A 25,600-nucleotide genomic window follows, 5' to 3' on the forward strand; every position below is an offset into this window, starting at 1 on the left:
CTGCGCGACGTTGCATCAGGCCTTGATCACTTCGGGATTACCATGTCGCCAGGATCGGCCGGCATGAGCATGGCATTGATGGCATCGATGCTGCATCCGCCGACGAACGTGGACAAGACGGCGGCGCGACGAGGCAAAAAGACATCCGTGAGCGCTGGGGACAATTTGCCGCTTTCGTCGATGTGAACTTCGCCCAAGCTATCGGGCCAGGTCAAACCGCAACCGATACCATTGCCCGCATCGAGGAACTTTTGCGGCGCATGACATCCGGCGCATGTTTGCACCGAAGCGCGCTGCAAGATGTTTTTGCCCGTGAGCGGATCGTCGGGCGGGCATGACGTGCCGAGGTTCAACGACGTCAAATGATCATCGAGCTGACTTGCAAAATCATTGCCAGGTTGTTTGGAGCCTCGGGAAGCGTAATCGGAAGCCGCCGCCCCCTCGAATGCGCTTTGCCCCATATTCGACTTTCCAGGCGACTGCATACGAATCCCGTGAATGTCGGACGAAGCAAGGGGCTGGGTGCTCGTCATCATGAATTCTTGACGGAACCATTCTTCGCCTGGCGTTGCTTCGACGTCGAAACGTTCGGGGAGCGGATTGTTTTTCACGGTTACGGGTACGAATGAAAGTGGCGCTTGTCCTGCCGGCTGACGCTTCAAAAGAAATTCACGCCATTCCCACGGCACTTGCATCTTGTGCCCCACGCGCACTTGCCCCTTCGACCCGCCGTACGACCCATCGTCCTCGGGGCTCTGGTCGCCGCAATTGTCGGGATGAACGACTGGCTTGAATCCGGGCAAACCCGTGAAGAAGAAGTTTTCGAGTTTGCTTGCGACGATTTCGATATCCGTCTCCTTTTCCAAACTCGCCCACATGTTGGCGACGGGCGCGCACCCCATGACGTCGGGCATCAATGGATTCGCCAGCGATGCTTCGATGATGATGAATACGCGGTCGTCGGGATTGGTTTTTCCAGACGACTTTGCGTAAACAATGCGATATTCGCCGCATGCAACGCCGGAGATTCGTGTGAGGTCAAAACGATTGACGATCGCTACGGGAACGAATGAATTGGGGTCCCCGTCGGTGAGCAGATTGGGATCGGTCGCGAGCGCCCCTTCTGCCCGCGGGCAATGCGTGGGAGCCTCGTTCATGAAGGCAAAGCTGAACGCGTCGCAATGGGCCACATCGGCAAATGCCCCGCCTGCCGCCGTGTTTTCCGTATCGAACAGGCGCTGCAAAAGCTCGAGCGGCGTGAAGCCCAGCGGCCCGCCTGCTTCGTCGATCAATTGCTGAAGCACTCGTTCGAGGTTGAACTTTGCGAGCACCTCGGGATCCGTGACGATGAACGATCGGCTGTCCGAGGCGATTTCGACGGACGGCGTGCATGTGGCCGGTGCAGCGCCGCCACCACCAGCGCCAGCTTCACCCGTACCGCCCTCTCCACCCTCGCCAACGCTCCCAGCCGAGCCTCCTTCGCCCGACGGCGTACCTGAATTGGAATGCGAGCCGCACCCCGCAAGCATTCCGAAACCGAGCGCCAGCGCGCCAAGACATGCCCCAAGCCGCAGCGAAACAAGCGAATTCTTCATGCGAAACCTCCAAGCAAAAGCGACGGCAATGCCGACGGTTCAGCGTAGCTTCGCCAATGTCATCTGGTCAACGAGAAACGAGCACGAATGCAGCTCGAGCACGAATGACACCGATGGCTCGTAAGGGCTGCCCCCATAACGATCCGAAGATCAATGCAAAGAGGTAAAGGCGCAGAGACGTCGATAATGATTATGAGGAGTTGAAAGGATGCCTCGCATACTGTTTTGCGATGACCCTGTCGCCCATGGGGCTGACCCCTTGGTCAACAATCTATCGGAACCATCGACCGAAAGATCCTCGCCCCGACCAGCACTTTCCCGTTGCATTCCCCAATGAAAGCTGGTCGCCCCGTGCAGATTCTTGACTGACCGGTCAGCTTAGACCAAAGCCGAAGCGACCGTCAAGCGATGGGTGTTGCTACAGCAAATTTTTCGCAATCTGTTTCACGACGGAGATTCCGGGCGCAGATTGCTGCAAGAATGTAGCGCCAAGGCTTGCGAAACGTGGAAAGGCGGACCAGCGTGGAGCGATTCGGGCGTTCTATCCGCCCCAGGAGCTCACGACGATGAAGGTTCGTGCACGGGTCATGCTGATGACCGCAGCGGTGCTCATGATATCGGCTGCCGGGTGTGGCAAGAAAAACACGGGCGACAAGTCGAACGCTGCCGTGCAAACAGCCACTCGAACGGCGCCGACGGTGCGCTTTGCCAAAGTCGAAGAAAAAATGCTCGCACCCACGCTCGAGGTGAGTGGGTCGCTCGCAGCCGACGAATCGAGCGAAGTGGCCGCAGCGACCGGCGGCATTTGCACGAAGGTCGCGATCGACGTCGGCGTACGCGTGAAAAAAGGCGACGTCCTCGTGCAGCTCGACAGCCGCGATCCTGCTTTGCGCGCCCAAGCTGCCGACGCCTCTGCAACGCAAGCTCTTGCAAAACTGGGCATCAAACGCGGCGAAAAGTTCGACCCCGACAAAGTGGCCGAAGTCCGCGCCGCAAAAGAAGGCATGGATCTCGCCGTCGACGAAGCAGCTCGCACCAAGGGCCTCTTCGAAAGCGGCGCGGTCGCTCAAGCCGCCTACGATCAAGCTCGCACACGTGCCGAGCAAGCTCGCGCGCAATACGACGCCGCTTACAACGGCGCGATGCAAGCCTACGCAGGCCTCGCCGCTGCCCAGTCCCAAGCCAACCTCGCGCGCAAGTCCGTCTCTGACACGTCGATTCGCGCGCCGTTCGATGGTGCGGTGTCCGAACGCCGCATCTCCGTGGGCGAGTTCGCGCAGATGGGAAAGGTCGTCGCCGTCGTCGTGCGCGACGATGTTTTGCGTCTCCGCATCGACATTCCCGAAACCGACGCAGCCAAAGTCTCCGTCGGCAAGGAAGTCAGCCTGACCGTCGCCGCGTATCCCGGGCGCGTCTTCAAAGGCGTCGTCAAACGCATCGGCGCAAGCGTCAAAGCTCAATCTCGAGCGCTCCCGATCGAAGCCGAAGTGCCCAACACCGACGGCGTGTTGAAACCCGGATTCTTCGCGCGTGCGTACATCGAGCTCGGTGAAACCGCGAGCAAAGCCTTGTTCGTTCCTCGCGCGGCCATCGGAAGCTCGGGCAGTGCGTCGCGCGTGTTCGTGCGCGTCGGCAATCGCGTGATCGAACGCATCGTCACGCTCGGTCGCGAGATCGACGGCCTCGTCGAAGTTCACGGCAACCTAGAGCCCACCGACGAAGTCGCGATCGACAACATCGATCAACTCTCGGACGGCGCCGACATCGTCCTTGCCGCAGGCCAAGCAGCGGAAAGAAAGTAGGTGCGAAGATGCAATGGCTTGCTGCAATCAGCGTCAAGCGTCCCGTCTTCGCGACGGTGATCATCCTCATCCTCAGCGTCATCGGCGTCTTCGCCTACGCGCAGCTCGGTGTCGATCGTTTTCCCAAAGTCGACTTCCCCGTCGTGTCGGTCATCACCGTGCTCCCAGGTTCGGCGCCGGATGAAGTCGAGAGCGAGATCTCGGACAAGATCGAAGCAGCCGTCAACACGATCAGCGGCCTCGACGAACTGCGAAGCATATCCGCCGAAGGCGTGAGCCAAGTGCTCGTGACGTTTGTCCTGGAAAAGGACGTCGAAGTCGCCGCTCAAGAGGTGCGTGACAAAGTCAGCGCAGTTCTCGCGGATCTGCCGCCCGGTGTGCAGCCGCCGGTGATCACGAAGATGGATCCCGACGCAACGCCGATCCTCACGCTTGCGCTATCGGGCCCCGACAACGTCCGTGAAGTCACCGAGCTCGCGGACAAAGTCCTTCGACGTCAAATCGAATCGCTCAACGGCGTCGGCCAAGTGCTCATCATCGGCGGGCGACCACGACAGATCAACGTCATGGTCAACCCGGACAAACTCCAGAAGTACGGGATTTCTGCGCCCGAGCTCGAGCGAGCACTGAAGACGCAGAACATCGAGCTTCCGAGCGGCCGCGTCGAGCAAGGTCCACGACAACTCACGCTGCGCACGCGCGGACGCGTCGAGTCCGTCGAGCAGCTCGGCGCGATCGTCATCGCGAACCGAGACGGCTACGCCGTGCGTGTTGCCGATGTGGCGACGGTCGAAGATGGCATGGCGGAACCGGAAAGCGCCGGCTTCAAAGGACAACGCTCCACCGTCGTGCTCAACATCCGCAAGCAGAGCGGCACCAACACCATCGAAGTGGTGCATCTGATCAAGGATCGTTTGAAGGAAGCAACGGCACGTTTGCCCAAAGGTTACACGCTCGACGTTGCGCGTGATCAGTCGGAGTTCATCGAGAACGCGGTCGGCGCAGTCAAAGAACACCTCGCGCTCGGTGCCGTATGCGCCGCGCTCATCGTGCTCGTGTTCCTCGGCAACTTCCGCAGCACGCTCATCGCAGCAGTCGCCATTCCGACGAGCATCATCAGCACGTTCGGTATCATGCGAGCTGCCGGATTCACGCTCAACGCGATCACACTGCTCGCACTCACGCTCGCCGTCGGCATCGTCATCGACGACGCGATCGTCGTGCTCGAGATCATCTACAAGCGCATGGAGGAACACGGCGAAAAGCCCATGAAGGCTGCCGTGAACGGTACGAAGGAAATCGGTCTTGCCGTGCTCGCGACGACGCTTTCACTCGTCGCAGTTTTTCTCCCCGTAGGTTTCATGGGCGGCATCGTTGGACGCTTCATGGGGTCGTTCGGTCTCACGATGTCGTTCTCGATCATGGTGTCGCTGCTCGTGAGCTTCACGCTCACGCCGATGATGTGCTCGCGTTGGCTGCGCGATGTGGTGAAAAAACATGCCCCGCCGGGCTCGCCGTATCGCGTGGAAGATCCGCCTGGTCAGCACGCGACGTCGGCGCATGGTCACGGTGAATCCAAGGGCGTGTTCGCGGTGTTCGAACGCGGGTACAGCGCGCTCGAACGTACGTACGTGAACGTTCTTCGTTGGTCGATGGGACACCGCTGGGTGATCGTCTTGTCGTGCGTCCTTGCGCTCGTGTCGATCCCGGTGCTTGCGAGTCGCGCAAACGCAAACTTCCTCCCCGAAGAGGACGAATCGCAATTGCAAGCGAGCGTGCGCGCGCCCGAAGGCACGAGCCTCGATGAAACACGCCTGCTCGTGACGCGCATGGCGGCAGAAATCGAGCAGATGCCGGGCGTTGCGTACGCCGTCACGACCATCGGTGACGATCCGCAAAAGACGCCGAACCTCGCAGGCGTGTACGTAAAGCTCGTCCCGCCAAGCGAGCGATCGCTTTCCCAAACAGAGATCATCGACAAGGCGCGTGCCGAGCTTCTGCCGAAGTACGGCAAGGACTATCGAATGTCCGTCGGCCCCGTGAACGCGTTCTCCGGAGGCGGCCCGAACTTCCCGATCATGTATCAAATCACCGGCCCCGACATGGCGAAGCTCTCGTCGTACGCCGATGCGCTGCTCGCCAAGCTCAAGGCGATGCCCGGCGTCGTCGATGCGGACACGTCACTCATCTTGGGCAAGCCGGAGCTTCGAGCTCACATCGATCGCAAGAAGGCCGCGGACCTTGGCGTCAACGTCGCTGACATCGCAGGCTCGCTGCGCTTGCTCGTCGGTGGTTACGAAGTGACGACCTACAACGAGAAGGGCGAACAGTACGAAGTGCACGTTCGCGCGATCCCGTCATATCGTTCGGATGTAAAAGGTCTCGAGCGGCTCACGGTGCCTTCGCAGAAACTCGGACCGGTGACACTCGAGAACGTCGTGTCGTTTTCCGAAGGGTACGGCCCGGCGAAGATCGATCGTTACAACCGCCAGAAGCAGGTCATGGTCATGTGCAACCTGCAGAAGGGCTACTCGGAGCGGGCCATCGTCGCGGCGCTCGATGCGGCGACGAAAGAGCTCAACATGGACCCCGAGTACTCGGCGGGAGCAACGGGGCGGTCGCGCGAGCTCGGTCGCGCAGCGAAGAACTTCGGCCTCGCGTTCTTGCTTTCGTTCATCTTCATGTACTTGGTGCTCGCCGCACAGTTCGAGTCGTGGCTGCACCCGATCACGATCCTCTTGAGCTTGCCGCTGACGATCCCGTTCGCGATCATCAGCGTCATCATCTTCCGTCAGTCGCTCAACATCTTTTCGATGCTTGGCATTTTGGTGCTCTTCGGCGTCGTCAAGAAAAACTCGATTTTGCAAATCGACCACACGTTGAAGCTGCGGGAAAAAGGCATGGCACGCCTCGATGCCATTCTGCTTGCGAACAAGGATCGGTTGCGTCCCATCCTGATGACGACGGCAGCATTCGTGGCGGGCATGATTCCGCTGGTTCTTTCGAGCGGCGCCGGTTCCGGGACGAACCGAGCGACGGGGTTCGTCATCATTGGCGGGCAATCGCTCGCGCTATTGCTCACGCTCTTGGCAACGCCGGTCGCATACTCGTTGTTCGACGACCTTTCGAACCAGTTTGCCCGATTCCTGCCCGCTCCGCCGCCTGACGAAGAGCCTCTGCCGGCTCCGAGCGCCGAAGAATAATCCTGCAATCGCAGATCGAGCCGTCTCGCGCCTGCACGCATGCGGGCGGCTGCTTCCGTACATCCTGCAGGTTTACAATGGTATGCACGGCACCCGAGAAGCTTGCTTTGCCGTTCGTCGCGTGCCACTGTGCAACTGTTTCCCGGCCTTTTTCGCGACTTCATCGGCGCCTATGAAAACCCCCAAATTGCTCGCTGCCATCGCTACTTTTCCCTCGTTGGTCGTGGCTTGCTCGGGGCCGGCGCCGGTGAAAAACGTCGACCCCAAAGTTTCGCCACCGGCCGTCGAGGCGCATATGTCCGCGGCGGATGCGACAATGGCCAGCGCTGGAGCGGCTCGTTGTTCATTGCAGGATGCGCAGGTTGGGGCGCTTGCGAAGGATGGTGGTGTTGCCGTTGGGTTTGGCCAACGAGGTGGTCTCGTTGCGTGGACGAGTCCCCAAGGAATGCGGGTAAAACCACTTACATCCGCCGGTGCGCCCGATGGTTCTGCTGTGCCCATTTCATTTCCCAAAGGTGCCGTTCCCGTGGCCGTTGCGGCCATTGGGCGGGGATTCGCCGTCATTGCCAAACGTGTCGAAATGGAAACAGGGCCCTGCGAGGAAGAAAAACCCGGCGAAACGAAACCTACCGACGCCAAACCCACCGAAACGAAACCTGCCGACGCCAAACCTGGTAGCGTAAAACCGGGTGATCCAAAACCCGCGGGCGCCAAACCTGGTAATGTAAAACCCGGCGATACCAAACCGGCTGATTCAAAGCCTGCGGATGCGAAGCCGGGTGAGGTAAAACCTGGCGACGTAAAACCCGGCGCCGCCAAACCGGCTGAATCACAACCTGCCAACGCGCCAGCACCGACGTGCAAGCCCCCGGGGCACGAGTTTTTCGTGCAATTCACCGACTTGGACGGTGGGCACGCAACGGCTGGGCGGCCGTTTCATACGGGCCTCGTCGACATCGAAACGATCATTGCCGGTGATGGTCATGCGATTGGGCTGATCACGAAAAACGATGTCGTTTGGGTTCGAAAACGAGGCGATGGGCGGCTCGATACGCATCGGATCGACTTGCCTCGCGCGGCGCACGTGATCCCCGTACGCGGATTCGGTCCGCCGGCGATTTTGCTCGTTGACAACGACCTTTCGTTGCAGCTTCTGGACGAACGCGGTGTGCAGGACATCCAAGGAAAGTTTGCTGGGGCAGCGTCCAATCCTGCACCGAAGCCGGGGTTGAAGCCTTCCGCCAATCCTTCGCCGAAACCGAGCGCCCATGTGCGACTCTATGGTCATTGGGGCCCCAATGGCCGTATCGAAGTGGTGCGTCGAGCGGGCGATTTGGCGCAATATGCAATCATCGAAAAACTCGAGATGCGGGTGCTCGGAGATTCAGATAGCCAGCAAATTCGTGAATCGTTCACGAGCGTCATCGAGCCGATCATGGAAAATGGCCGGCTTCAAAGAATTGGGTGGGACAAACGACCGGTGGGTGGGGACATCGACCCTCGCGAAATCGACCGCGCGGCAGATTTGTCACGTAACCATTTCGCGTGGACTGGGAGTGTTTTCGTTTTTGCGCATCCGACGAGTCCGGCGCATCGAGCGGAGGCGTACGCTGCGGGGATCGTCATCGCCAATTGTGCTGGCGAAGCGAAAAAATGACGCGTTGCAGGATGATGGAAGGAAGTTTGGCCGGGGCGGGTTTGTAGCGGAGTATCGGTCAGCGAGCGCGTGCGGGTTGCGACTTCGCAGCGGCCTGCACTGACTTGGCGAGCTCGCGACGCAATTTCTTGACATCCGAGGCGGGCAATTTGCGGACGAGCTCCGCGACCTGGGCGCGTTCGTCGTCGGCCGCGAAGGTGAGGACGTAGAGCGCCGACAGTTCGAGACCTTTGGCAAGACGATCGATGGTTTGGATCGTAATGGCGGCAAGGCCGTGTTCGACGCTGGAGAGATGGCCCTTAGAAAGCCCGCTGATGTCAGCAAGCTCGGCCAGGGACATGTTGCGTTCGAGGCGCAGTTCGCGGATGCGAGCGCCAACTTTGGATGCAAAGGGTTCGGGTTCAGTTCGCCTGGGCATGCTGGGTCAATAACACGGGACGATGGGGAAAGACAAACAAAATTGCCTCGGTAGACAAAAATCATGGGCCGTTCGGATTGCGAACGTCTGTCCTGGCGACTCTGGGTTGGTCCCGACGTCGGCCTTCGCTTGGGTGCGTCGCGCCAAAGGTCCGTTCGAGGCGTTTGCCCGCGCTCTGGGGGGATCGGGTGCGTCATCCATTACGCATTTCGGTCGATGCTCGGGGATGGGAAAAACCTTTGATGGATTGTCGGTTTGCCCGACGAGCGTTTGTCGTTGGCTATCGAGTGTCACCTGTTTCGCCATCCATCCCAACGAACCGTATTGGTGACGCAAAATACCATTGCGTCGTTGGTGTATGCTGTTTCATTACATATACCCACAAATTTTGCTGTTCGTGCATTTTTGGATCGGGATGGGAGGGGGGGTTTTGCCCTTCCGAGTGTGGGTCGATTGAACGCTCGAAACCGTGACGAGTGGTCTGCCGAGCAAATTTGCTCGAATGACGCATTCCTCGCGAAGTTTGCCGAGGTGCTGCCGAAGTGGCTGCGGCGGTGCGGCGTGCGGCGAGCGGACATTGCGGACGCGGTGCAGGAAGCGCTTCTCCAGATATGTGAATCGCGCCACAAAATCTTGACGGACGCGGATGGGCCGCGTCAGGCGTTGATTCGTATCGTGTCCAACGTTGCGCTTCGAGCGCGTCGGCAGGCGCAGCGGGATGCCGAGCGGTATTTGAGTATCGAGAGTGTCGAGGCGCCGGATCCGCGGGATGAGGCGGCGTGGGTCGAGGCGCGAGTGCTCGTGCTTTTGGCCATCGAGAAACTGGACGAACCTGCGCAAGCATTGATTTACGCGCACGAGATCGAGGGGCGGACGAACCTCGAGATTGCCAAGGCGCTCAATGAGAAAGAGGACACCATCGAGCGGCGGGTGTTCGTGGCGAACAAGCGGCTGCGTGGGGCGGTCGGGCGTCTCGTGGGTGGGCGCAAGTCTGTGGGGTCGCGTGAGGCGCTCTTGTTATGCGGTCTCGGTTTCGATCCATTCGATAAGGCGATTTTCGGCGCCGTATTCGAAACGCTGGGCATGACGCCACAGCTATCGACGATATTGAAGTTTCGACCCGTGTCGCGGCCCAGCATTCCCACGGTGGCGCTCATGGGTGCATTGGTATTCGCCCCCATTTCATCCGAGCCGATTACATCATCCGTACCCGAGGCGAAGCGGCTATCTTCCGTGAAGTTGCCGGAGCTCGAGCGGGCGCCGCTTGACGCAGGCAAATCTTTGCCGCCTGCCGCATCTTCCAAGAAGGATTTGCAAGCAGGTAGCAGAGTCGAGCCGGCCGGTGCAACGACCGTCAGTAAGCCACTGTCGAGAGCCGATCACAAGGCGGCACCGAAATCGAATGCAGCGCCGAAATCGAAAGAGGTTTTGGATCCCGCCATCGTGAATCGAATGCGGGGATCGGAGACACCTGGCGTCGCTCCAATTACCAAGTAGCGTGCGCTGGCGTCATCGCATCGCGGTGACGATATCGCACTGGATTTGTATTCAGTAACAACCTGCGACGTCGGTCGCAATGAGGAGCGGTGTATCCGCGGTTCGGGAGGAGGAGTATGTTGCGCCAACAATATGCAGAGGATTCGCTGGTCGTTCGGGTGGGCAAGAGAATCCGCAAATTGCGCAAGGAACGGGGGCTATCGCTTCGCGATTTCGGAAAAATCGCCGGTGTACACCCATTTCACGTGATGTCCATCGAGCTCGGGCAATTGGCTGCGAATACTCGAACGCTCCGCGCCATTGCGAAGGCGCTGGACGTCGCGCCGCTGGATTTGCTCAATCACGACACCGAAAACGATGATATCGGGCACATCGTCGAAATGATGCGCCGTCAGCCCGAATGCGTTCGGAAAATCATGCTCAAAGTAAGACCGCTCGTCGAGAACTGATCGCACGGGCCAGGAAGCTCGACATCGCAAAATTGGTCTGGTAAACGACGGTACGTGCCCATTGTCATCGACCGTTCGTCCCGGAGCAAGTGCGTTTGACGACGTATCCTTGGGCCATCCTATGTGTGGTGCTGCTCGCCATACCTGGTTTGGCCGGTGCAACCCCCCCACCCTCGTCTTCATCCCCCGCATCGGCGGCACGACCTGCTGACGATTTCGACACGCACAAGAAGCAGGGTGATGCGGCTCGAGCTGCGGGCCGTTCGAACGAAGCGCTCGCGGCGTACACGAAGGCGCAGGCGTTGCGCGACGATCCGATCGTCGCTGGATACGCTGGGCTGATTCTCTTCGAGCACGGCAATTACGACGTCGCAGCGTTCCACTTGCTGAAGGCGATCACGCGTCCCGCGAAGGGTTTGTCCGCGGACGAGCACGCGCAGTTCTTCGAGACGTACCACAAGGCGCTGTTGAAGGTTTGTCGGGTCGATGTCGAGGTGAGTCGCACGGGTGCTCGTGTCGACCTCGATGGAACTGACGTTGGTGACGAGCAGGCGAATTTTTGGGTGTTCGTCAATCCTGGCAAGCACTCGATGCGCGCGACGCTCGAAGGATTCGACGACGCCACGCACGACTTCGATGCAGAGGCGGGTGGTCACGAAAAAGTCAGACTCGTCATGCGTCCGAAGACATCCAAGCCAGTCGTGGTCGAGCAGAAGAAGGACAAGCCCACGAAGACGTTATACGTTGCCAAACCAGCGACAAACCCCTTGAAATCAAGCAGTTCGGGAAGGTTTGTCCTCGGAGGTGGCGTGTCGACGGTGTTTGGCGCGACGCCCGGTGTGGCACTTGGGCTGCATGGACACGCGGCGTGGCGATCGCGATCGTGGTGGGAAATCGGCGGGGATTTGCGGTTTGCGGTGACGCTTGGAAGTGGCGAATATGCGTTCGGCAGCGCATCGACGTGGGCGGTGATCTTTGCGCCGTGCGGGCGCGTTCGCGAGCATTGGTTTGGCTGTTTGCTCGTGCAGGGTGATGGTGGTCTCTCTCATTCGCTAAACTCGCCCTGGGTGCGATTTGGGTTCGGCGTGCGTGCGGGATACGAGTTTCACTGGAACGAACGCTTTCACGTGCGACTCTTCGGCGACTTGGCGATACAGCATGATTGGCCTCGTTTTTACCACAGGAACCGCATGGTTTGGGAGGGGATGGTTGTCCTTCCAACCGTCGGAATCGATGGATTGAAATTTTTCTAGACAGACCCGCGGTTTGTCCTGTAGGGTTTGACCATGAACCTGCGCCAGTTCATCTTGGCAGTTGCAGTGGTTGTCGGCGGGCTCATCGCCAACGCTTGCGACGGAGAGGTCCCTTGCGACGTCCCCAGCGCGAAAGCATTCAGCGCTTGGCAATGCCGCGACATTCGCGACTCATGCAAAGATCCAGATCGCCCGTTACTCCACGACGATGCGTGTATGAACTTCCGCAGGAAGTGCGAGGATCCGAACGACGAGCTGTATCAACATGAAGAGTGCGCCGCCATGCTGCTGCCAACGCTGCCACCTGACGCCGGCACGGATACGGATGCATCTGAGGATGAGGATGCAGGCGCGTCTGAGGACGCGGCGTTCGATGCGGCAACCGACGGGCAGTCCGCTCGCGGAACCTGCATTCCCAATGCGCCAGATTATTTTGCAGATCCGCAACCGGTATGGATCGGACCCAATGTCCAGGACATTGGGCCGACGGATTGCCCAACATACATCGGCGCACCTGGCGGCCAAGGCTATTTTGCCTTGTATGTGCCCCCATCCGACGGGTGCGCCAAATGCGCGTGCGGTCCCATTGAAGGCACATGCTCACCGCAGGTAACCTCGATTCACGTTCGTAGTGGTTTGTGCAGCATACCGGAGGCCCCAACGACACCGTTTGACCCGCCCGAGAACTGGGATGGTTCGTGCACGAATGACCACGCCATACCCGCCAATGCCGAGTGCCCCGCGGGCAGTGGCATTCCGTGCGCGCAGTCCATTTACGTTTCGGCGCTGCCCGATCCGGTGCAGGGCTGCAAACCTGTCACCATTCCGGTCCCAAAAGCCATTACGGATGCACCGAGATGGCAGAAAGTGGCATTGTCTTGCAGTCCACAGTATTTCGGTACCGACGGTTGCGAAGGTTCAGAATCGCGCTGGGCGGACATTCCCGACGACGACCATTGGCGTTACTGCGTGCATCACACCCACAAAGGCGTGCACGCGTGTCCGGAAAAAGGCAAATACACGAACCAGTACGTCGTGTATCCCCACAAAGCCATCATCGATCATCGCTCTTGTACCGAATGCGGATGCAAGGCGTCTGGTGGGGCATGTTATGGCACATTCAATGTTTATGAAGACGAAAATTGTACCAAGTTATTGACAACTGAAACACTTGGCTCTGACGCTCCCGATTGTGATGATCTTTTACCGCCCGGTAGAGCGGTCGGGAGCAAAGAAATCGTCAATTTAAAGTATGAGTCGGGTAGTTGTGAGCCCACGGGCGGTTTTCCCGTAGGCTCGGTCGAGATTGATGAAACGGACGCCGTTACGTGGTGCTGCATCGAGCCTTGGGACCTGCGCCAATGACGCCCGTGCGAATTTGAATCAAGAGAGGTCATGTCATGAAGGCTGCGCGCGTTTTCGCGTGGATGTCGTTGTGTATGCATTGGGAATGGGTTTGTCCGGGTCCGGGTTGTTCCTTGGCAGCCTTGCCCAGATATGGGACCGTTGATAATCATCGATAACCGCGAATACAAGGAATCCTTTTTCGAGCCCGATTGGCTTTGCTACGGCCGTAAAAAGGGCGAGCCACCGTACGCTGGGCCCGAGCAACCCCCACCGCCAGATCAACCACCTCCGCCTCCCCTCGATGTGCCCGATGTGAGCATGGTCAGCCCTCCGGATCCGCCAGGTCCAAAAGACTCCGAAGGCGTTCTCAAGGCCGCGATAATGCTCAATAGTTGCTTCTTGAACCTGCACTTCAATGAACCGGAGATCAATTATTCCATCTCCTCCATGTATTATGAGTTTCCACGACGTTGGATCCATGCAGAAATGTATCGACGAACTGAATGTTTTAAAACCAAATCGAATGGTTGCGAAGCGGTGCGCGAATGTGTGGGACTCGCGCAAACGGTGGGTGTCAAGCTCCCGCCAACCGAGCCGGAGTGTGCCGACGATCTATTGCAACTGAGCCATCACTACATAGGCAAAGACTTTACTGTAGATACGGGTATCGACATCACCACATGGATCAATTGCAAGGGCCTTGATCTTCATTGCTTCGCAGATTTCAAACAAGACTGGTGCAGTCCGCCCAGAACCCCCTGTGAACCAGACGACAACGCCCCTGGCTGCCTCGACGGCCGCCCCTACAGATGCGCTGATTTCTCTAAGGGAGAAGAACCCGAGTATTACTACTATCAAAAGCTCCGATGTAGCGACTACGGGTTGGAATGTCCCGTTGATGCCTACCCCGCATTTCCCGACTGCCGCGCGACCGGACCCGCGTGCGACCACAAAACCGGGGATGCCGATCTGGCCCAATTTTCTTACCAATACGGAATTGCGTGCGAAAATGAAACGACCGTGCGCGCATGCATCGGCGGCGGAGAGGCACGTCGTCGATTGCACTTCATTGGCAAACCTTCAAATGCTGAATCCCGGGCGACCAAACCCATAATGCGGGTTCGCCTGGGAATGCGATGACTACGATGAAGCACCCGTGCGAAGGCGATTCGCTGGTCGTCTGCGACGCCGGACGTCGCACCAAAATGGATTGCCAAGCCCTTGGATTCACGAGTTGCAACGCCGCACGAACGCAGCCCAAGCATCTACGATAAACTTCCCCTCGAATAGCGCGCGCCGTGCTCAGTACGCCCGCGTCACGGCATAACGCGCCCATGCCCTCCCTCCCCGCTTTCTCCGCACACGATTGCCACTTCCTCCGCCGCTACGAAAATAGCCGCATCGCCTTCGACCGAATCCCCGCCGAAGGCCAAGCCTATCTGCGCGACATACGCACGCGCCTACAATCGCTCGCACGCATCGCCGCAGACGACTACCACGGCAAACTCACAATGACCGACTTCGTCTCGGCACTCTACCCAGGAAGTCGCGCCACCAGCAAATATTGGGCCGGGATTCATTCGAAACAACCGGGCGACGAACGGACGAGCAAGTCGTTTCAATTGCAGCTCGCCGTCGTCATCATGCCCGAAGGGTTCGAGATTTGTTTCTACCGCGGCGCGGGCAAATCGCTCGCGGCCCCCACGGACAAACTCGCAGGGGCCGAACCAAAACTCACAGCAGTCCAGTCGGCGCTGGCAAACCTGCGCGTCCAGCAGATCGCTCGCATCGAACGAACCTTGCAGCCGTATTGGTTTTTCCGAAAACACGGCATGAATCCGAACCCGCGCCAAGAATTTTCCACCTTGACACAATGGCTCGATTATGCCGCATCCGACGCAGGCGCTCGCGCGAGCATCTCCATGTTCATCGGCGAGGACGAACTGGAAAACAACAAGATCGACGTGAGCGCCATGTTCCTCGAAGCGGTTCGTCTCTTCGAACCTCTGTTCGAAGCGGTGTATGGCGCTGCCGTAGAAAATGGTTCGCCCCCGACCGAATGGCTCGAGCCATCAGGCATCGTCGAAGCAAGCATCGACGAACCGCCCCTTCGAGACCTCAAGGCGATCTGCGACGATTTCGCGACCGGCCTGCGAGAAGCAAATCTGGTCCTCGGAACACATCACGATGAAAATGTCAAGGCATTCGTTGCAAGTTTGACGACGAAACGTTTTCTCATCCTGACGGGTTTGTCGGGGTCCGGTAAAACGCAGCTCGCCTTACGTTTTGGCGATTGGCTCGGTATCGATCGCGTGCGTGTGACGCCGGTTCGGCCAGACTGGACCGGAGCCGAGGCGCTCTTTGGATATGAAGACGCGTTGCAGCCCATGCGAGATGGCGCGCGCGCTTGGCACGTGCCCGAAGCGCTCGAATTCATGCTCAGGGCTGCGAACGATCCGGACAAACCGTATTTGCTCATTTTGGACGAAATGAATTTGGCCCACGTCGAACGATATTTTGCAGACTTTTTATCGGGTATGGAGACCCTTCAGCCCTGTTTGCCCAACCTCGAAAGGTACGACGACGGCCTTTATCGAATTTCGCCGGGGACCGAGCCGAGGCTGCCCATGCCCGCGAATTTATTCGTCGTCGGCACGGTGAACATCGACGAAACCACGTATCTTTTCTCGCCCAAAGTGCTCGATCGTGCCAACACCATCGATTTCAAGGTGCGAACGGAAGATCTCCAACTCGATTACCAAAAGCCCGGACCCTGCAAACCTGGCTCCAATGCAATGATTCGCGGATTTTTAGCCATCTCAACCGACGAACGCTATCACGTCGATCACCCTGCTCCAAAGCAAGCAGAATTCGCGCATGGTTTGCGGCGCGTGCATCGAATTCTTGCCGAGCACAACTTGGAATTCGGACACCGCGTCTTTTATGAAGCAACGCGTTTTTCCGCCATGTTTGCCGCTGCCGGTCATATGAATCCGCACGCTGCACTCGACCGCCAAATCATGCACAAGGTCCTCCCGCGATTGCATGGGTCACGACGCAAATTGGAGCTTGCGCTGTGTTCACTCGCGGCCGAATGTTTGGATCCCGAGAGCGTCGAGCTTGATGCAATGTCGTCCCGATTCGACCCACTGGCACCCATGGCCGGTCCCGTGCGCATGCCGCTATCGTTCGACAAGATCCAGCGAATGGTGCGCGCGTTGCGAATGAACCAGTTCACGAGTTTTTCCGAGTAATTCATGTCGGAGGTCAAGAGCGTCGAGCTTCCCATTTTGGATGAATGGGGGCACGAACGTGGCCGAGTCAAAATTGCCATTTTACCTAGCAGCCGCTACCAGCGCACGCCACGCTTGCTCATCGATACGCGCGGTGAAACACAGGATTTGGATGACGATCTCGAAAGCGTGCGGCTCGTCGAAGCAGCCGAATATGTGTACGTCATCGACGTGCCGAATGCCCGTGGTCCCTTCGATACGGACCATCCGGAGATGTTCTTTGCGGATACGGAATTCGGCGATCGAGGCCGTTTACGCACGGGGGAATACACCGGCGCAGTCGACGTCACCGTCATCGCCGCATCCAAAGACGTTGGGAAAATATGCTTCGAGGTTCAATCGACGAAACTCGATTACATGTCCGATTATCGGTGGATGCTGCGTGATATCGCCGAAGCGTGCACGGACCTCGTGATGGACCGATTTGCTGCATCGGCGGCGCGGTTTTCGGTGGATGATTCGCACGATTCGGAGACGCTCTACCAGCGATTTTCATTTTTGCGGAGCTTGCTCGAACGGGACGAGTTTCAGGCGGCAATCGGTCGCATTCTGGCTGCGCCATATGTCACGTGGGAGGAAGTCGAAGACGTCGCGTGGCAGGCGCGCGGGCTCCGTCCGAGCTCGCGCATCGCGCGAAGTATCGTGCGTCCCGGGCCGCGTGCATGGTCGACCCATGTCATTGCAGGCGATCTGGACAGCATTCCGCAGCCGATGGTCGTACCGCGGATGGAAACGACCTTGGACAATCTGCCCAATCGTTTCATAAAATGGGTTTTACGCGAATGGCTCACGATGATCGGTCGCGTATCTTCGGCGCTCGAACTTTCTTCTGAAGCTAGCCCCTTTGCGCGGCGCGGGAAGCGAGAAATTGCCGGCTTACGAAAGAAGCTCGAAGCCATTCTCGAGGACGGTCTGTTTCGAGACATCGGTGAATTGACGATGTATCCCGGGGCGAGTCAGGTATTGCAGAAGCGCGAGGGTTATCGATATTTCCTTGCAGCGCACGTACAATTCGAGGCGGCGGCGCGGCTCTACTGGCCGGGCATGGACTACGTTTATCGCGCCGGGCAACGTAATGTCGCAAAATTGTACGAGTATTGGGTGTATCTGCAACTTGGAATGATCGTGGCACGATTATGCGGTCATGCATTCGATTCGACGCGGCTCATCGAGCCGACCGAAGATGGGCTCGTGCTGCGACTGCGTTATCGCGACGAGGCGATGGTCACGGGAACCATCGAACGATTGGGGCGAACGATACGATTGGAATTGTGGTACAACAAATCGTTCGGCGCATCTCGCGCAGGGGTTGAAGGTTCGTGGACGAGGCCGCTGCGACCCGATTGTTCGCTGCTTGCGCAGATACGTGACGATGCAAAGAATGCGCTCGCCACATGGATACACTTCGATGCCAAGTACCGCATCGAAAACGCGGAAGAGACGTTTGGCAAAGCCGATGACGACGATTCGGTGCAAACGAACTTTCGTCGCGAAGATTTGCTCAAGATGCATGCGTACAAGGATGCCATTCGGAAATCGTCGGGAGCGTACATCATTTATCCGGGCACGGACGGCGGCAACCCATTTCGCCAATATCACGAGCTCCTTCCGGGGCTGGGTGCATTTACGCTGCGACCGTCTGCGGACGGTGAATCGATTGGCAGTTTCGCGCTTTCGTCGTTCATCGAAAATGTGCTGACGCACTTGGCGCTACAGGCAACGCAGCACGAACGCGCTCGATATTGGACCGCACGTGCATATGCGGGTCCGCCGGTGGAGGCGCGAGTCCCTGCGGTGCCGTTCATCGTAGAGCCGCCTGCCGATGTATTGGTACTTTTGGGTTATGCCAAGAATGCCTCGCATCGGGTATGGATAGCCCACTCGCTGATGTACAATCTGCGGGCGGATGCGCATCGAGGAGGTGCGGTAGGGATCGACAGTCGCGAGCTCGCGGCGCACCTACTGGTCGTGTACGGCGACGACATGGACATCGACATTTACAAAATCGTCGACGTGCCGCGAATCATGACAGCCCAGCAGCTCGCATCGATGGATTACCCAGAGCCGCGAGGGCGTCATTATTTTTGTTATTCGCTGCAATGCGTCGGGGATGAGCGGCAATCGAAATGGCTGACTCGGTCGATCGTCGAGCGCGTGCGTATGCGCATGAACCCGCAGGCGCTCGTGGGTGCACCCGTGGTGGTCACGTGGCTGGATCTTTGCGCTGAAGCGCAATTCGATGATGCGAACACACTGAAACGCTGACATTCGGTAGGTGAAACACGTATCAACGCCTATTGGTGCGTATCGGCGGCAGCCGGTTGCCCTGCGCTGCAAGCGCTCTGTTCGCCGTCGTCTTTCTTCCACAATGGCAAAAAGAAAATCGCCACGATTCCGGGCAGTGATGCAAAAAAGCTGACCAAAAAGAAATCCGCGTACCCCAATATTTTATATAAATATCCACTGGCAATTCCAGGGAGCATCACACCCAATGCCATCAAGGCTGTGGCCGTGGCATAATGCGCCGCCTTGTACCCACTGCGCACGGTGCGCAACAAAAAGACGGTATACGCAGTGACGCCCATTCCATAAGCAAATTGCTCGGCCGAGTTGATCACGTACACGGCTGGTACGTACACGTTATCGAACGAGCTTGTGTTCAGCGCAAAAGCCGCTGGCCACTTTGCCAGCGCCCAATACAATAAAATGGCGACGCTTTGAATCAATGCCAAAGGCCACATCCAGCGCCGCAAACCGCCTTTGCTGATCAGCCAACTGGCGAACATGCCGCCGAACAGAAGAGCGACGATTCCGACCGTTCCACTGATCATGCCGACGTCTGCGACGGAGACGCCCAAGCCTGCTTTATGCGGCGGATCCAACAAGAAATTGTTGCACTGCTTGAGCATCAGCGCGTCACCCAAACGAAACGTCAGGATGTAAAAAACGATCACCGATATGCCAGGTTGCTTGAAATAGGTTGTAATCGCCTCGAAGAAGCTGTGACGAGAAACGATGGGGCGCGAATGAACACCGAGATCGACGCCTGTTTTCGGCAGATACCGATGGTGGAACATCGCGCACAGCAAAAGGGCCAACGCACACAAGGCAAATGCAGCCGCCCAGCCCAGCCCCAACGAATGGTGCTCGGCCACTTTTCCCGCGAGAAACACCATCGCGCCCGAGCCAAACATGATGGAGATTCGATAGGCCGTGTTGCGCACTCCAACGAAAAGTGCTTTTTGTTCGTCATTGAGCGCATCGAGGTAATACCCATCGACGGAGATGTCGTGCGTTGCCGAGACGAGCGCCGTCAATGTCAAAATGCCGCCCGCCATGACGATCATGGTGCCCATGGACAGAAAACCGCTGGCGTAGGCGACGACTGCGATGCCGAGAACGAGCGCTGAAAGCAGGAATTCCGTGACGATCACCCATTGGCGTTTGCTCGACAAGAAGTCGACGAGCGGCGACCAGGCAAACTTGAGGACCCACGGCCAGGTGAGAATGCTGAGCCAACCGATGAGGACATTGCTACTGCCCAGGCTCTTGAAAAATATGGCGGACATGAGATTGACGACGGTGTAAGGTAGCCCTTCGGCAAAGTACAAAGTGGGAATGAATATGCCGGGCCGACGTTGTTGTTGCGCCATGGTGGCTCATGTGCCGTATGAAATGGGTACTTTTTCAGGGTAGCAGAGTTGCGTAGAGAGCGCGCTGGTATACGGCGACGTCCTGTGATTTCCAAGCGCTGCTGAGCTCGAGCGCCGAACAGTCATTCTTTCGTGCGCACCGAATGCATGGATACTTGGACGATGCGTCATGCAAAACGCCTATTTTCAAAAGAGTCGTTGGTGGCAGCTCGTTCGACCACGTCCACGACCACCACGTCCGGTGGCGCCCACGCTCGAAATGGTACTTCGATGCCTCCCACGCCACGCGACACGAAGGCTCGGCCCCATTTCGTATGATGCTCACCGCTCACGAGCATGCGCCCAATTCGTCCCGGAATGACCGGTGGCCCAAGCGGCGTGGACACGTGCCCGCCATGCGTGTGCCCGCAGAAGTACAGCGAAAACGCGCGCCCGTCGCATAATGGAAGACCCTCCGGCGCATGGCACAGGACAAACACCAATGCCGCTCCTTCGGCACCCTCGAATGCACGGGCCACATTCGGCTTGCCCGTCCAAGGGTCGTCGAGCCCCACGATGGCCACATTGCCGTGAGCATCGGGCAAACGCACGGATGCATTGACGAGCACCTGTGCGCCAGCTTCGGTAAGCGCATCTTCGATAGAGCGGTGTGTCGTCCAAAGATCATGATTGCCAAGGACCGCAAACTTGCAGCGCGCTCGCACGCCTTCCACGCGGCGACGCAGCTCGCGGGCTTTTTCGCGCGTTCCATGCAAAAATACGTAATCGCCGCCAAGGAGCAGCACGTCAGGGTGCGCCTCCGATAAAAGCTCGAAAGCACGATCGAGCGTATGGGGCGACGTGGTCGGGCCAATGTGCAGGTCCGATGCAAACGCGATACGCAGCGGTGGAATGCCTTGCGCTTCGACTTTGGTGCGTACCACGCGGACCTGACGTGCGCGTTCGGTCAAACCCCAAAGTCGCCTCGGCCAATCACCGGTGTAGACGAGGTCCAGCGTCGATTCGACGATTCCGCGCATGCGTGAATACCCGCGTCCTCGGCCTTCGCTTGCGAGTTTGAAATGCATCGTGCGCTCAATCCCCGGCCGAAAACATAATCGGATACACCACCGTGACGATGCCACCCTCTGGCTGCGGGAATTCCAGACCCCGCAATGCATTCACGATGCATGCTTTCACCTGCTCGTCGGGCAACTGCTCATCAGCGGGCGTGTGCGCGAGGTCCTCGGACGCGTGCGAGACGCGGCCATCTCGATCGATCACGAATCGCAATGCCACGCGCCCCTTCAAATCTGGGTTCTTTTTCAGTCCGTTTTCATAACACTTCCGAAAAGCGCCAAAGTTTTCCCGCATGACACGTTGAATTTCGGAAGGAGGCAAGCGCCCGGATACGGAGGTGGCGCCCATGCGAATTGCCGGAGGCTGCTCGCCCAACGGCCGATTGCCACGCGGCCGAAAGCTCACGTGAAGTTCCATGACGCCGGTGCCGCCACGGGTTGCATTTCGTTGCGCTACGATGATGGCGCCGAGTGCATTCGTCACGTCGCTCCAATGCGCGCTTGCATCCGCCGTGAGCCACGAGCCGTCAGGGCAAGGCTGTGGTGCGCCCTTGCACGCCTCCATCATGCTCGAAGTCATCTCGGCCGAGGTTTTCGCGTCGCGCGCGACGGCTCGATTCGATACCGGCTCGAGTTCTTCTCGATTGCGCGGGCCCGGTCTTCGCACGACGGTGACGATTTCCCAATTGATCTGATTCGCTCCAATGTGCAATGCCAACTGCCGCCGCCCGGAGGGTTTGTCATCGGGCGTGGGCGCAGCACCCGGGGGCCTTGGCAGCGGCATCTGCAGCTTGATCCATGCGGATTTCGTCGATATCCATGCAGTCGGACAACCAGCGAATGCGCTCGTTTGAAGCACGCTCGCCGCAGCCACGAAGGGCACGTCAGGCGCAATTTCGACCGCACATTCACCCGACTGCAATGCCTGTGGCTTGGCAGTTCGAAGCGTATTCAGCGCATCGAAAAGTGGTTTGATGTTCTGAATCCGGTCCACGCTCGCCGGGTTCCATTCCAAAACGCGGTCGTTGACCTCGATTTCGGTCAGCGTTGCGCGAATACGTGGACCATCGATGTCGACGTCGGGCTTCGCGGGAGCCGGCGGACTCGTGTCCACGATAGGAGCTTGCGTCGCGTTTTTGGGCGCCGCTTGGGAACAGCCGGTGGCGAATGCTGCACACAGGGCAATGAAAAAGCTCGGATGCAGGGTGATGTTCACGCGGCAGGACGTAGCATCCATTTCCGTTTACGTCGATGCCCGCTGACGCGAAGACTTTCAAGCTCAATGATTCCGTATACCATGCCATATCGCTTGGGCATCCATGGCGAACGCTCGAAACACACCGACCAGCCGATGATGGAGTGCCTGCGCATCGTCGATGGAGCACCGACGCCTATGTGATGGAGTGCCTGTGCATCGTCGATGGTTCAGCGACCACGCTGTGGTGAAGCTGCGACACCCACGTGATGGAGCATCGACACCCACTTGATGGAGCATCGACCATGTTGAGTCGAGTACAGACCAGTCGTTAATGGAGTGCCTGTCAGCGTGTGATGGAGCACCGACGCTTGGTTGATGGACGACCGTTCACAACGTGATGGTGCGGCAACCAATGGGTGATGGTCGAGTGACCAAAGGAGGGTGAAATGACGACGATTGACCAGCGATTGGCTCGCAAGGGCAAGGGGCAGCCGCGAAAGGCGGTGCTTCAGCAGGCGCGGGTGCTGCAAGCGCTCGCGGTGGAGCACAAGGCGGAGCTTGCCGACCATGGTTGGGACGACGCGGATTCATTGCAATTCGCGAATCACATCGCGGCGGCGGAAGGGACGATGGGGGATCGGGCGGACACGAGCAGCGATGCGGATTCGAAGACCAAGGGTGAGCAAGCGGCGCTCGATGGGGTGAAGGTGTTTTTGCGTCGGTTGCGATTCGCGTTGCCGCGGGTATTGCGATCAAATGTGGCATCGGGCGTGACGGCGGCGGCGTTTGCCGTGGACGAGCCATTGCGGCGCAGCACGCCGAAGACGATTGCGTATTTGATCAGAATTCGTCCTGCCGTCGAGAAGCTCGATGATTCGCTGAAGAAGCATTTTGGAGGTGCGAAGGCGTCGGCCGAATTGGATGCGGTGAAGGCGGCGCTGGAGAAGGCGGATACGGATCAAGAATCGGCGCAGGCGGCGGGGCCGGTGGAGACGCAGGTGCTCAACGAGGCGATTGGTCGGTTGCTCGAGGACATCGAGGACGTCATTCGAGCGGGCAAGAGCGCATTCGATGGGCAGGCGACGATAGCGGCGAAGTTCAACAAGGATTTGATATTGCGCGCGCGGCGGCGCAAAAAGGACGATGTGGAGGAGGCGACCCCGTAGGTTTCCCTCGCCCCCATTTCATCGTTTTCGCGTCCACGTCCCCGAACGATCCCCGATACGGGGTTTCTGAACCAGGTCAATTCACAGCGCGTCGAGGCATGCGACGGGAAGCCATGGTGCGGCCAGGTTGTTGCATTCGCCGACGTGGCCCATTCCGGTGCCGATGCTGGTGGCGGCGCCCGTTATGGGATCGATTGCGTAGAGCACGGGTATGGCGTCGTTCGTGCACGCGTAGATGATTCCGTTTGCCGGGTGCATTTCGATGCCGACCGAGCCGATGGTGGCGCCGGTGATGGGCGCGATCACGGTGGCATTTCCCGTCGTGGGGTTGATTGAATAGAGCGAATGGGTAGCTCCGTTGATGGCGTAGAGTCCGCCGTGACCGGCGTTCAGCGCGTCGCTCCAGGTAGCGCCTGAAGTCGTGAAATCGACGCCAAGGTCGCCGACTTTCGTCCCTTGGCCGGTCGTGGTATCGATGTCGAGGAGGACTGGTATGAGCGTTCAGTGTCGGCTGGTGGGGTCACTTATTGGTTCATTAGCCGGTAGCCAATACCCGCAGAGAGCGAATACGAATTTCGCAATGTCATCTGAGTCGTGCCCCAACCCCAAATGGTAACTCCAAATGGCCCGTCGCTCCACATCTCATGCGTTCCATGAGAGCATCCGCCTACCGGTATGAAATCACCGGTAACGAGGTCGACTCTGACCCATTCGTAATCGGCTCCAGCCGATTGCCAACCTACGAGCTCCCCGAGGCATTTCAGATTTACTGGCGCGAAAGACTTGGACAACTTGTTCCTGGATCGAATGACGACCAGACTTGTTTCTGGAAACGACGGCTCGGCAAAGAAGACGTACCTTCGCAAATAATGATCCGGTGAAATGACGTTATGCCATTCTGGATCACCTATGTTGCCGAACTGCGATCCACCCGTCATGTACGCCCCGAGGTAAAATGGGTGATCCTTGTCCTGGGCTCGAACGACAAGCGGCCCCGGATCCTCGAACTCCACCACTTCGCCAAAGCCAATCGACGTCGGCGCGTTGGGGGGTTTCGCGGGAGACCACGTAAGCGTGGTACCGTCCACGATGCCCACCAAACGCCAGCGCCCTTGTTCGTCCATTGCCGTGCGGTTCTTGTGACGAACGGCCACGTATTCGCTGCCGAGCGCGCCAACGGGCGGAAGCTGTTGCTGGGCCGAATCGCAGTCGGACTGCGTTGTCGGAACACGCATGCACGTTGAAGCACCGAAGACGCCGACGGGTTTGTCCGACTCCAGCGGGCTGCCCGTGAGCTCTGCGGGTTGCGTGATTTGCAGGAACTGACCTGCGTTCAACGTGTACGTTACGGGCATGCCCGCCGAAGCCGCGGCGACATCTGGGCCACCGATGACGGTAGTCTTCGGCAAGAGCGTTACCTTGGTCGAGTTTTCCTTCGCCAGAACGACGAGCGATGGATAGCCACCGATGGGATTTGCCGGCGGAGGCGGATCGGGGATGGCTTTGTACGCGTTGATAGCAATGTAGTTGGTGCCCCAAGCACTCGTGGGCAGGAGCAACGTGGCTGACGTGACGGCGGCAGGACCGCCGTTGAAGGGCACCATCTGGTAGGCGGTGACGGGAAAATCGGTCGTGATGCGGAACGCTTTGCCAATGCCTGTACCGGAAAAACCCGTCTCGATACCCAGGGCGGCGGGTTTGGGGCAATCGATCACGCTGCCGCCTTCCGAGTACCTGGATAGGAACAGGATGGCGACTTGACCCGGCGGCACGCCGGCCACGGGATCGTAGGGCACGTAGTTGACGACACCGTTGGCGCCGATGGACGGGATGTACGTAAACGCCGCTGGATCAAGGGCGCTGCCGTCATACGCAACGTTGATGTGCACCGACGTGGCCCACGTGTTTGCGACAATGGCTGCGAAACATGCACCAGAGGATTGCGGTCGGAGCGGTGCCTTCATGGCCCAATATTCACAGCCCACCGAGCTCCCAGAAGCTTCGGCCGCTA

At 58.6% G+C, this 25,600-nt stretch carries 18 protein-coding genes; 11 read left to right on the forward strand and 7 right to left on the reverse strand.

Going from position 1 to position 25,600, the window contains the following annotated elements:
• Positions 1-26: 26 nt before the first annotated feature.
• The gene (locus IPM54_45590; GenBank protein ID MBK9267039.1) at positions 27-1,595 is read right to left on the reverse strand and encodes a hypothetical protein; all 1,569 of its coding nucleotides are present in this window, start codon (positions 1,593-1,595) and stop codon (positions 27-29) included.
• A gap of 725 nt (positions 1,596-2,320) precedes the next feature.
• Here IPM54_45590 and IPM54_45595 point away from each other — a divergent pair.
• From IPM54_45595 to IPM54_45605, 3 genes are all read left to right on the forward strand, one after another.
• Positions 2,321-3,397, forward strand: coding sequence for an efflux RND transporter periplasmic adaptor subunit (locus IPM54_45595; GenBank protein MBK9267040.1), 1,077 nt, complete (start codon positions 2,321-2,323; stop codon positions 3,395-3,397).
• Positions 3,398-3,405: 8 nt separating this feature from the next.
• Positions 3,406-6,600, forward strand: a complete 3,195-nt coding sequence (locus IPM54_45600) for an efflux RND transporter permease subunit (GenBank protein MBK9267041.1) — start codon at positions 3,406-3,408, stop codon at positions 6,598-6,600.
• 172 nt (positions 6,601-6,772) lie between these two features.
• Positions 6,773-8,257: a hypothetical protein gene (locus IPM54_45605; protein ID MBK9267042.1), complete on the forward strand. Its 1,485-nt coding sequence runs from the start codon at positions 6,773-6,775 to the stop codon at positions 8,255-8,257.
• A gap of 58 nt (positions 8,258-8,315) precedes the next feature.
• On the opposite strand, the gene IPM54_45610 is transcribed toward IPM54_45605, so the two are convergent.
• Positions 8,316-8,675: a helix-turn-helix transcriptional regulator gene (locus tag IPM54_45610; GenBank protein ID MBK9267043.1), complete on the reverse strand. Its 360-nt coding sequence runs from the start codon at positions 8,673-8,675 to the stop codon at positions 8,316-8,318.
• Between the two features lie 453 nt (positions 8,676-9,128).
• Between IPM54_45610 and IPM54_45615 the strand changes: the two genes are divergently transcribed.
• The 7 genes from IPM54_45615 to IPM54_45645 all read left to right on the forward strand — a co-directional run bounded on the left by IPM54_45615 (position 9,129) and on the right by IPM54_45645 (position 18,779).
• Positions 9,129-10,172: a sigma-70 family RNA polymerase sigma factor gene (locus IPM54_45615; GenBank protein ID MBK9267044.1), complete on the forward strand. Its 1,044-nt coding sequence runs from the start codon at positions 9,129-9,131 to the stop codon at positions 10,170-10,172.
• 116 nt (positions 10,173-10,288) lie between these two features.
• Positions 10,289-10,621 carry a helix-turn-helix transcriptional regulator gene (locus IPM54_45620; GenBank protein ID MBK9267045.1) on the forward strand — a complete coding sequence of 111 codons (333 nt, stop codon included), beginning with the start codon at positions 10,289-10,291 and terminating at the stop codon, positions 10,619-10,621.
• A 95-nt stretch (positions 10,622-10,716) separates the two neighbouring features.
• Positions 10,717-11,874: a PEGA domain-containing protein gene (locus tag IPM54_45625; protein MBK9267046.1), complete on the forward strand. Its 1,158-nt coding sequence runs from the start codon at positions 10,717-10,719 to the stop codon at positions 11,872-11,874.
• Between the two features lie 33 nt (positions 11,875-11,907).
• Positions 11,908-13,239, forward strand: coding sequence for a hypothetical protein (locus IPM54_45630; GenBank protein ID MBK9267047.1), 1,332 nt, complete (start codon positions 11,908-11,910; stop codon positions 13,237-13,239).
• A gap of 294 nt (positions 13,240-13,533) precedes the next feature.
• Positions 13,534-14,361: a hypothetical protein gene (locus tag IPM54_45635; GenBank protein MBK9267048.1), complete on the forward strand. Its 828-nt coding sequence runs from the start codon at positions 13,534-13,536 to the stop codon at positions 14,359-14,361.
• Between the two features lie 194 nt (positions 14,362-14,555).
• Complete coding sequence (locus IPM54_45640; GenBank protein MBK9267049.1) at positions 14,556-16,475, forward strand: hypothetical protein; 1,920 nt, start codon at positions 14,556-14,558, stop codon at positions 16,473-16,475.
• Positions 16,476-16,478: 3 nt separating this feature from the next.
• Positions 16,479-18,779, forward strand: coding sequence for a DUF2357 domain-containing protein (locus IPM54_45645; GenBank protein ID MBK9267050.1), 2,301 nt, complete (start codon positions 16,479-16,481; stop codon positions 18,777-18,779).
• Positions 18,780-18,808: 29 nt separating this feature from the next.
• Here IPM54_45645 and IPM54_45650 read toward each other — a convergent pair whose 3' ends face one another.
• The 3 genes from IPM54_45650 to IPM54_45660 all read right to left on the reverse strand — a co-directional run bounded on the left by IPM54_45650 (position 18,809) and on the right by IPM54_45660 (position 22,462).
• Positions 18,809-20,167, reverse strand: coding sequence for an MFS transporter (locus tag IPM54_45650; GenBank protein MBK9267051.1), 1,359 nt, complete (start codon positions 20,165-20,167; stop codon positions 18,809-18,811).
• Positions 20,168-20,334: 167 nt separating this feature from the next.
• Complete coding sequence (locus IPM54_45655; GenBank protein MBK9267052.1) at positions 20,335-21,234, reverse strand: metallophosphoesterase; 900 nt, start codon at positions 21,232-21,234, stop codon at positions 20,335-20,337.
• 7 nt (positions 21,235-21,241) lie between these two features.
• The gene (locus IPM54_45660) at positions 21,242-22,462 is read right to left on the reverse strand and encodes an AgmX/PglI C-terminal domain-containing protein (protein ID MBK9267053.1); all 1,221 of its coding nucleotides are present in this window, start codon (positions 22,460-22,462) and stop codon (positions 21,242-21,244) included.
• 407 nt (positions 22,463-22,869) lie between these two features.
• Between IPM54_45660 and IPM54_45665 the strand changes: the two genes are divergently transcribed.
• Complete coding sequence (locus tag IPM54_45665) at positions 22,870-23,589, forward strand: hypothetical protein (GenBank protein ID MBK9267054.1); 720 nt, start codon at positions 22,870-22,872, stop codon at positions 23,587-23,589.
• 81 nt (positions 23,590-23,670) lie between these two features.
• Here IPM54_45665 and IPM54_45670 read toward each other — a convergent pair whose 3' ends face one another.
• The gene (locus IPM54_45670) at positions 23,671-23,895 is read right to left on the reverse strand and encodes a hypothetical protein (GenBank protein ID MBK9267055.1); all 225 of its coding nucleotides are present in this window, start codon (positions 23,893-23,895) and stop codon (positions 23,671-23,673) included.
• 218 nt (positions 23,896-24,113) lie between these two features.
• On the reverse strand, positions 24,114-25,553 hold the full coding sequence (locus tag IPM54_45675) for an IgGFc-binding protein (GenBank protein ID MBK9267056.1): 1,440 nt from the start codon (positions 25,551-25,553) through the stop codon (positions 24,114-24,116).
• Positions 25,554-25,600: the final 47 nt, after the last annotated feature.

It is taken from the genome of Polyangiaceae bacterium, assembly GCA_016715885.1.
GTDB lineage: Bacteria > Myxococcota_A > Polyangia > Polyangiales > Polyangiaceae > Polyangium.

What these genes read in the sequence shown, in the direction of transcription:
- IPM54_45610 (MBK9267043.1), bottom strand. Translation starts at nt 8,675, where the DNA reads ATGCCCAGGCGAACTGAACCCGAACCCTTTGCATCCAAAGTTGGCGCT.
- IPM54_45660 (MBK9267053.1), bottom strand. Translation starts at nt 22,462, where the DNA reads ATGGATGCTACGTCCTGCCGCGTGAACATCACCCTGCATCCGAGCTTT.
- IPM54_45650 (MBK9267051.1), bottom strand. Translation starts at nt 20,167, where the DNA reads ATGGCGCAACAACAACGTCGGCCCGGCATATTCATTCCCACTTTGTAC.
- IPM54_45595 (MBK9267040.1), top strand. Translation starts at nt 2,321, where the DNA reads ATGCTCGCACCCACGCTCGAGGTGAGTGGGTCGCTCGCAGCCGACGAA.
- IPM54_45600 (MBK9267041.1), top strand. Translation starts at nt 3,406, where the DNA reads ATGCAATGGCTTGCTGCAATCAGCGTCAAGCGTCCCGTCTTCGCGACG.
- IPM54_45645 (MBK9267050.1), top strand. Translation starts at nt 16,479, where the DNA reads ATGTCGGAGGTCAAGAGCGTCGAGCTTCCCATTTTGGATGAATGGGGG.
- IPM54_45630 (MBK9267047.1), top strand. Translation starts at nt 11,908, where the DNA reads ATGAACCTGCGCCAGTTCATCTTGGCAGTTGCAGTGGTTGTCGGCGGG.
- IPM54_45655 (MBK9267052.1), bottom strand. Translation starts at nt 21,234, where the DNA reads ATGCATTTCAAACTCGCAAGCGAAGGCCGAGGACGCGGGTATTCACGC.
- IPM54_45665 (MBK9267054.1), top strand. Translation starts at nt 22,870, where the DNA reads ATGACGACGATTGACCAGCGATTGGCTCGCAAGGGCAAGGGGCAGCCG.
- IPM54_45675 (MBK9267056.1), bottom strand. Translation starts at nt 25,553, where the DNA reads ATGAAGGCACCGCTCCGACCGCAATCCTCTGGTGCATGTTTCGCAGCC.
- IPM54_45590 (MBK9267039.1), bottom strand. Translation starts at nt 1,595, where the DNA reads ATGAAGAATTCGCTTGTTTCGCTGCGGCTTGGGGCATGTCTTGGCGCG.
- IPM54_45605 (MBK9267042.1), top strand. Translation starts at nt 6,773, where the DNA reads ATGAAAACCCCCAAATTGCTCGCTGCCATCGCTACTTTTCCCTCGTTG.
- IPM54_45640 (MBK9267049.1), top strand. Translation starts at nt 14,556, where the DNA reads ATGCCCTCCCTCCCCGCTTTCTCCGCACACGATTGCCACTTCCTCCGC.
- IPM54_45620 (MBK9267045.1), top strand. Translation starts at nt 10,289, where the DNA reads ATGTTGCGCCAACAATATGCAGAGGATTCGCTGGTCGTTCGGGTGGGC.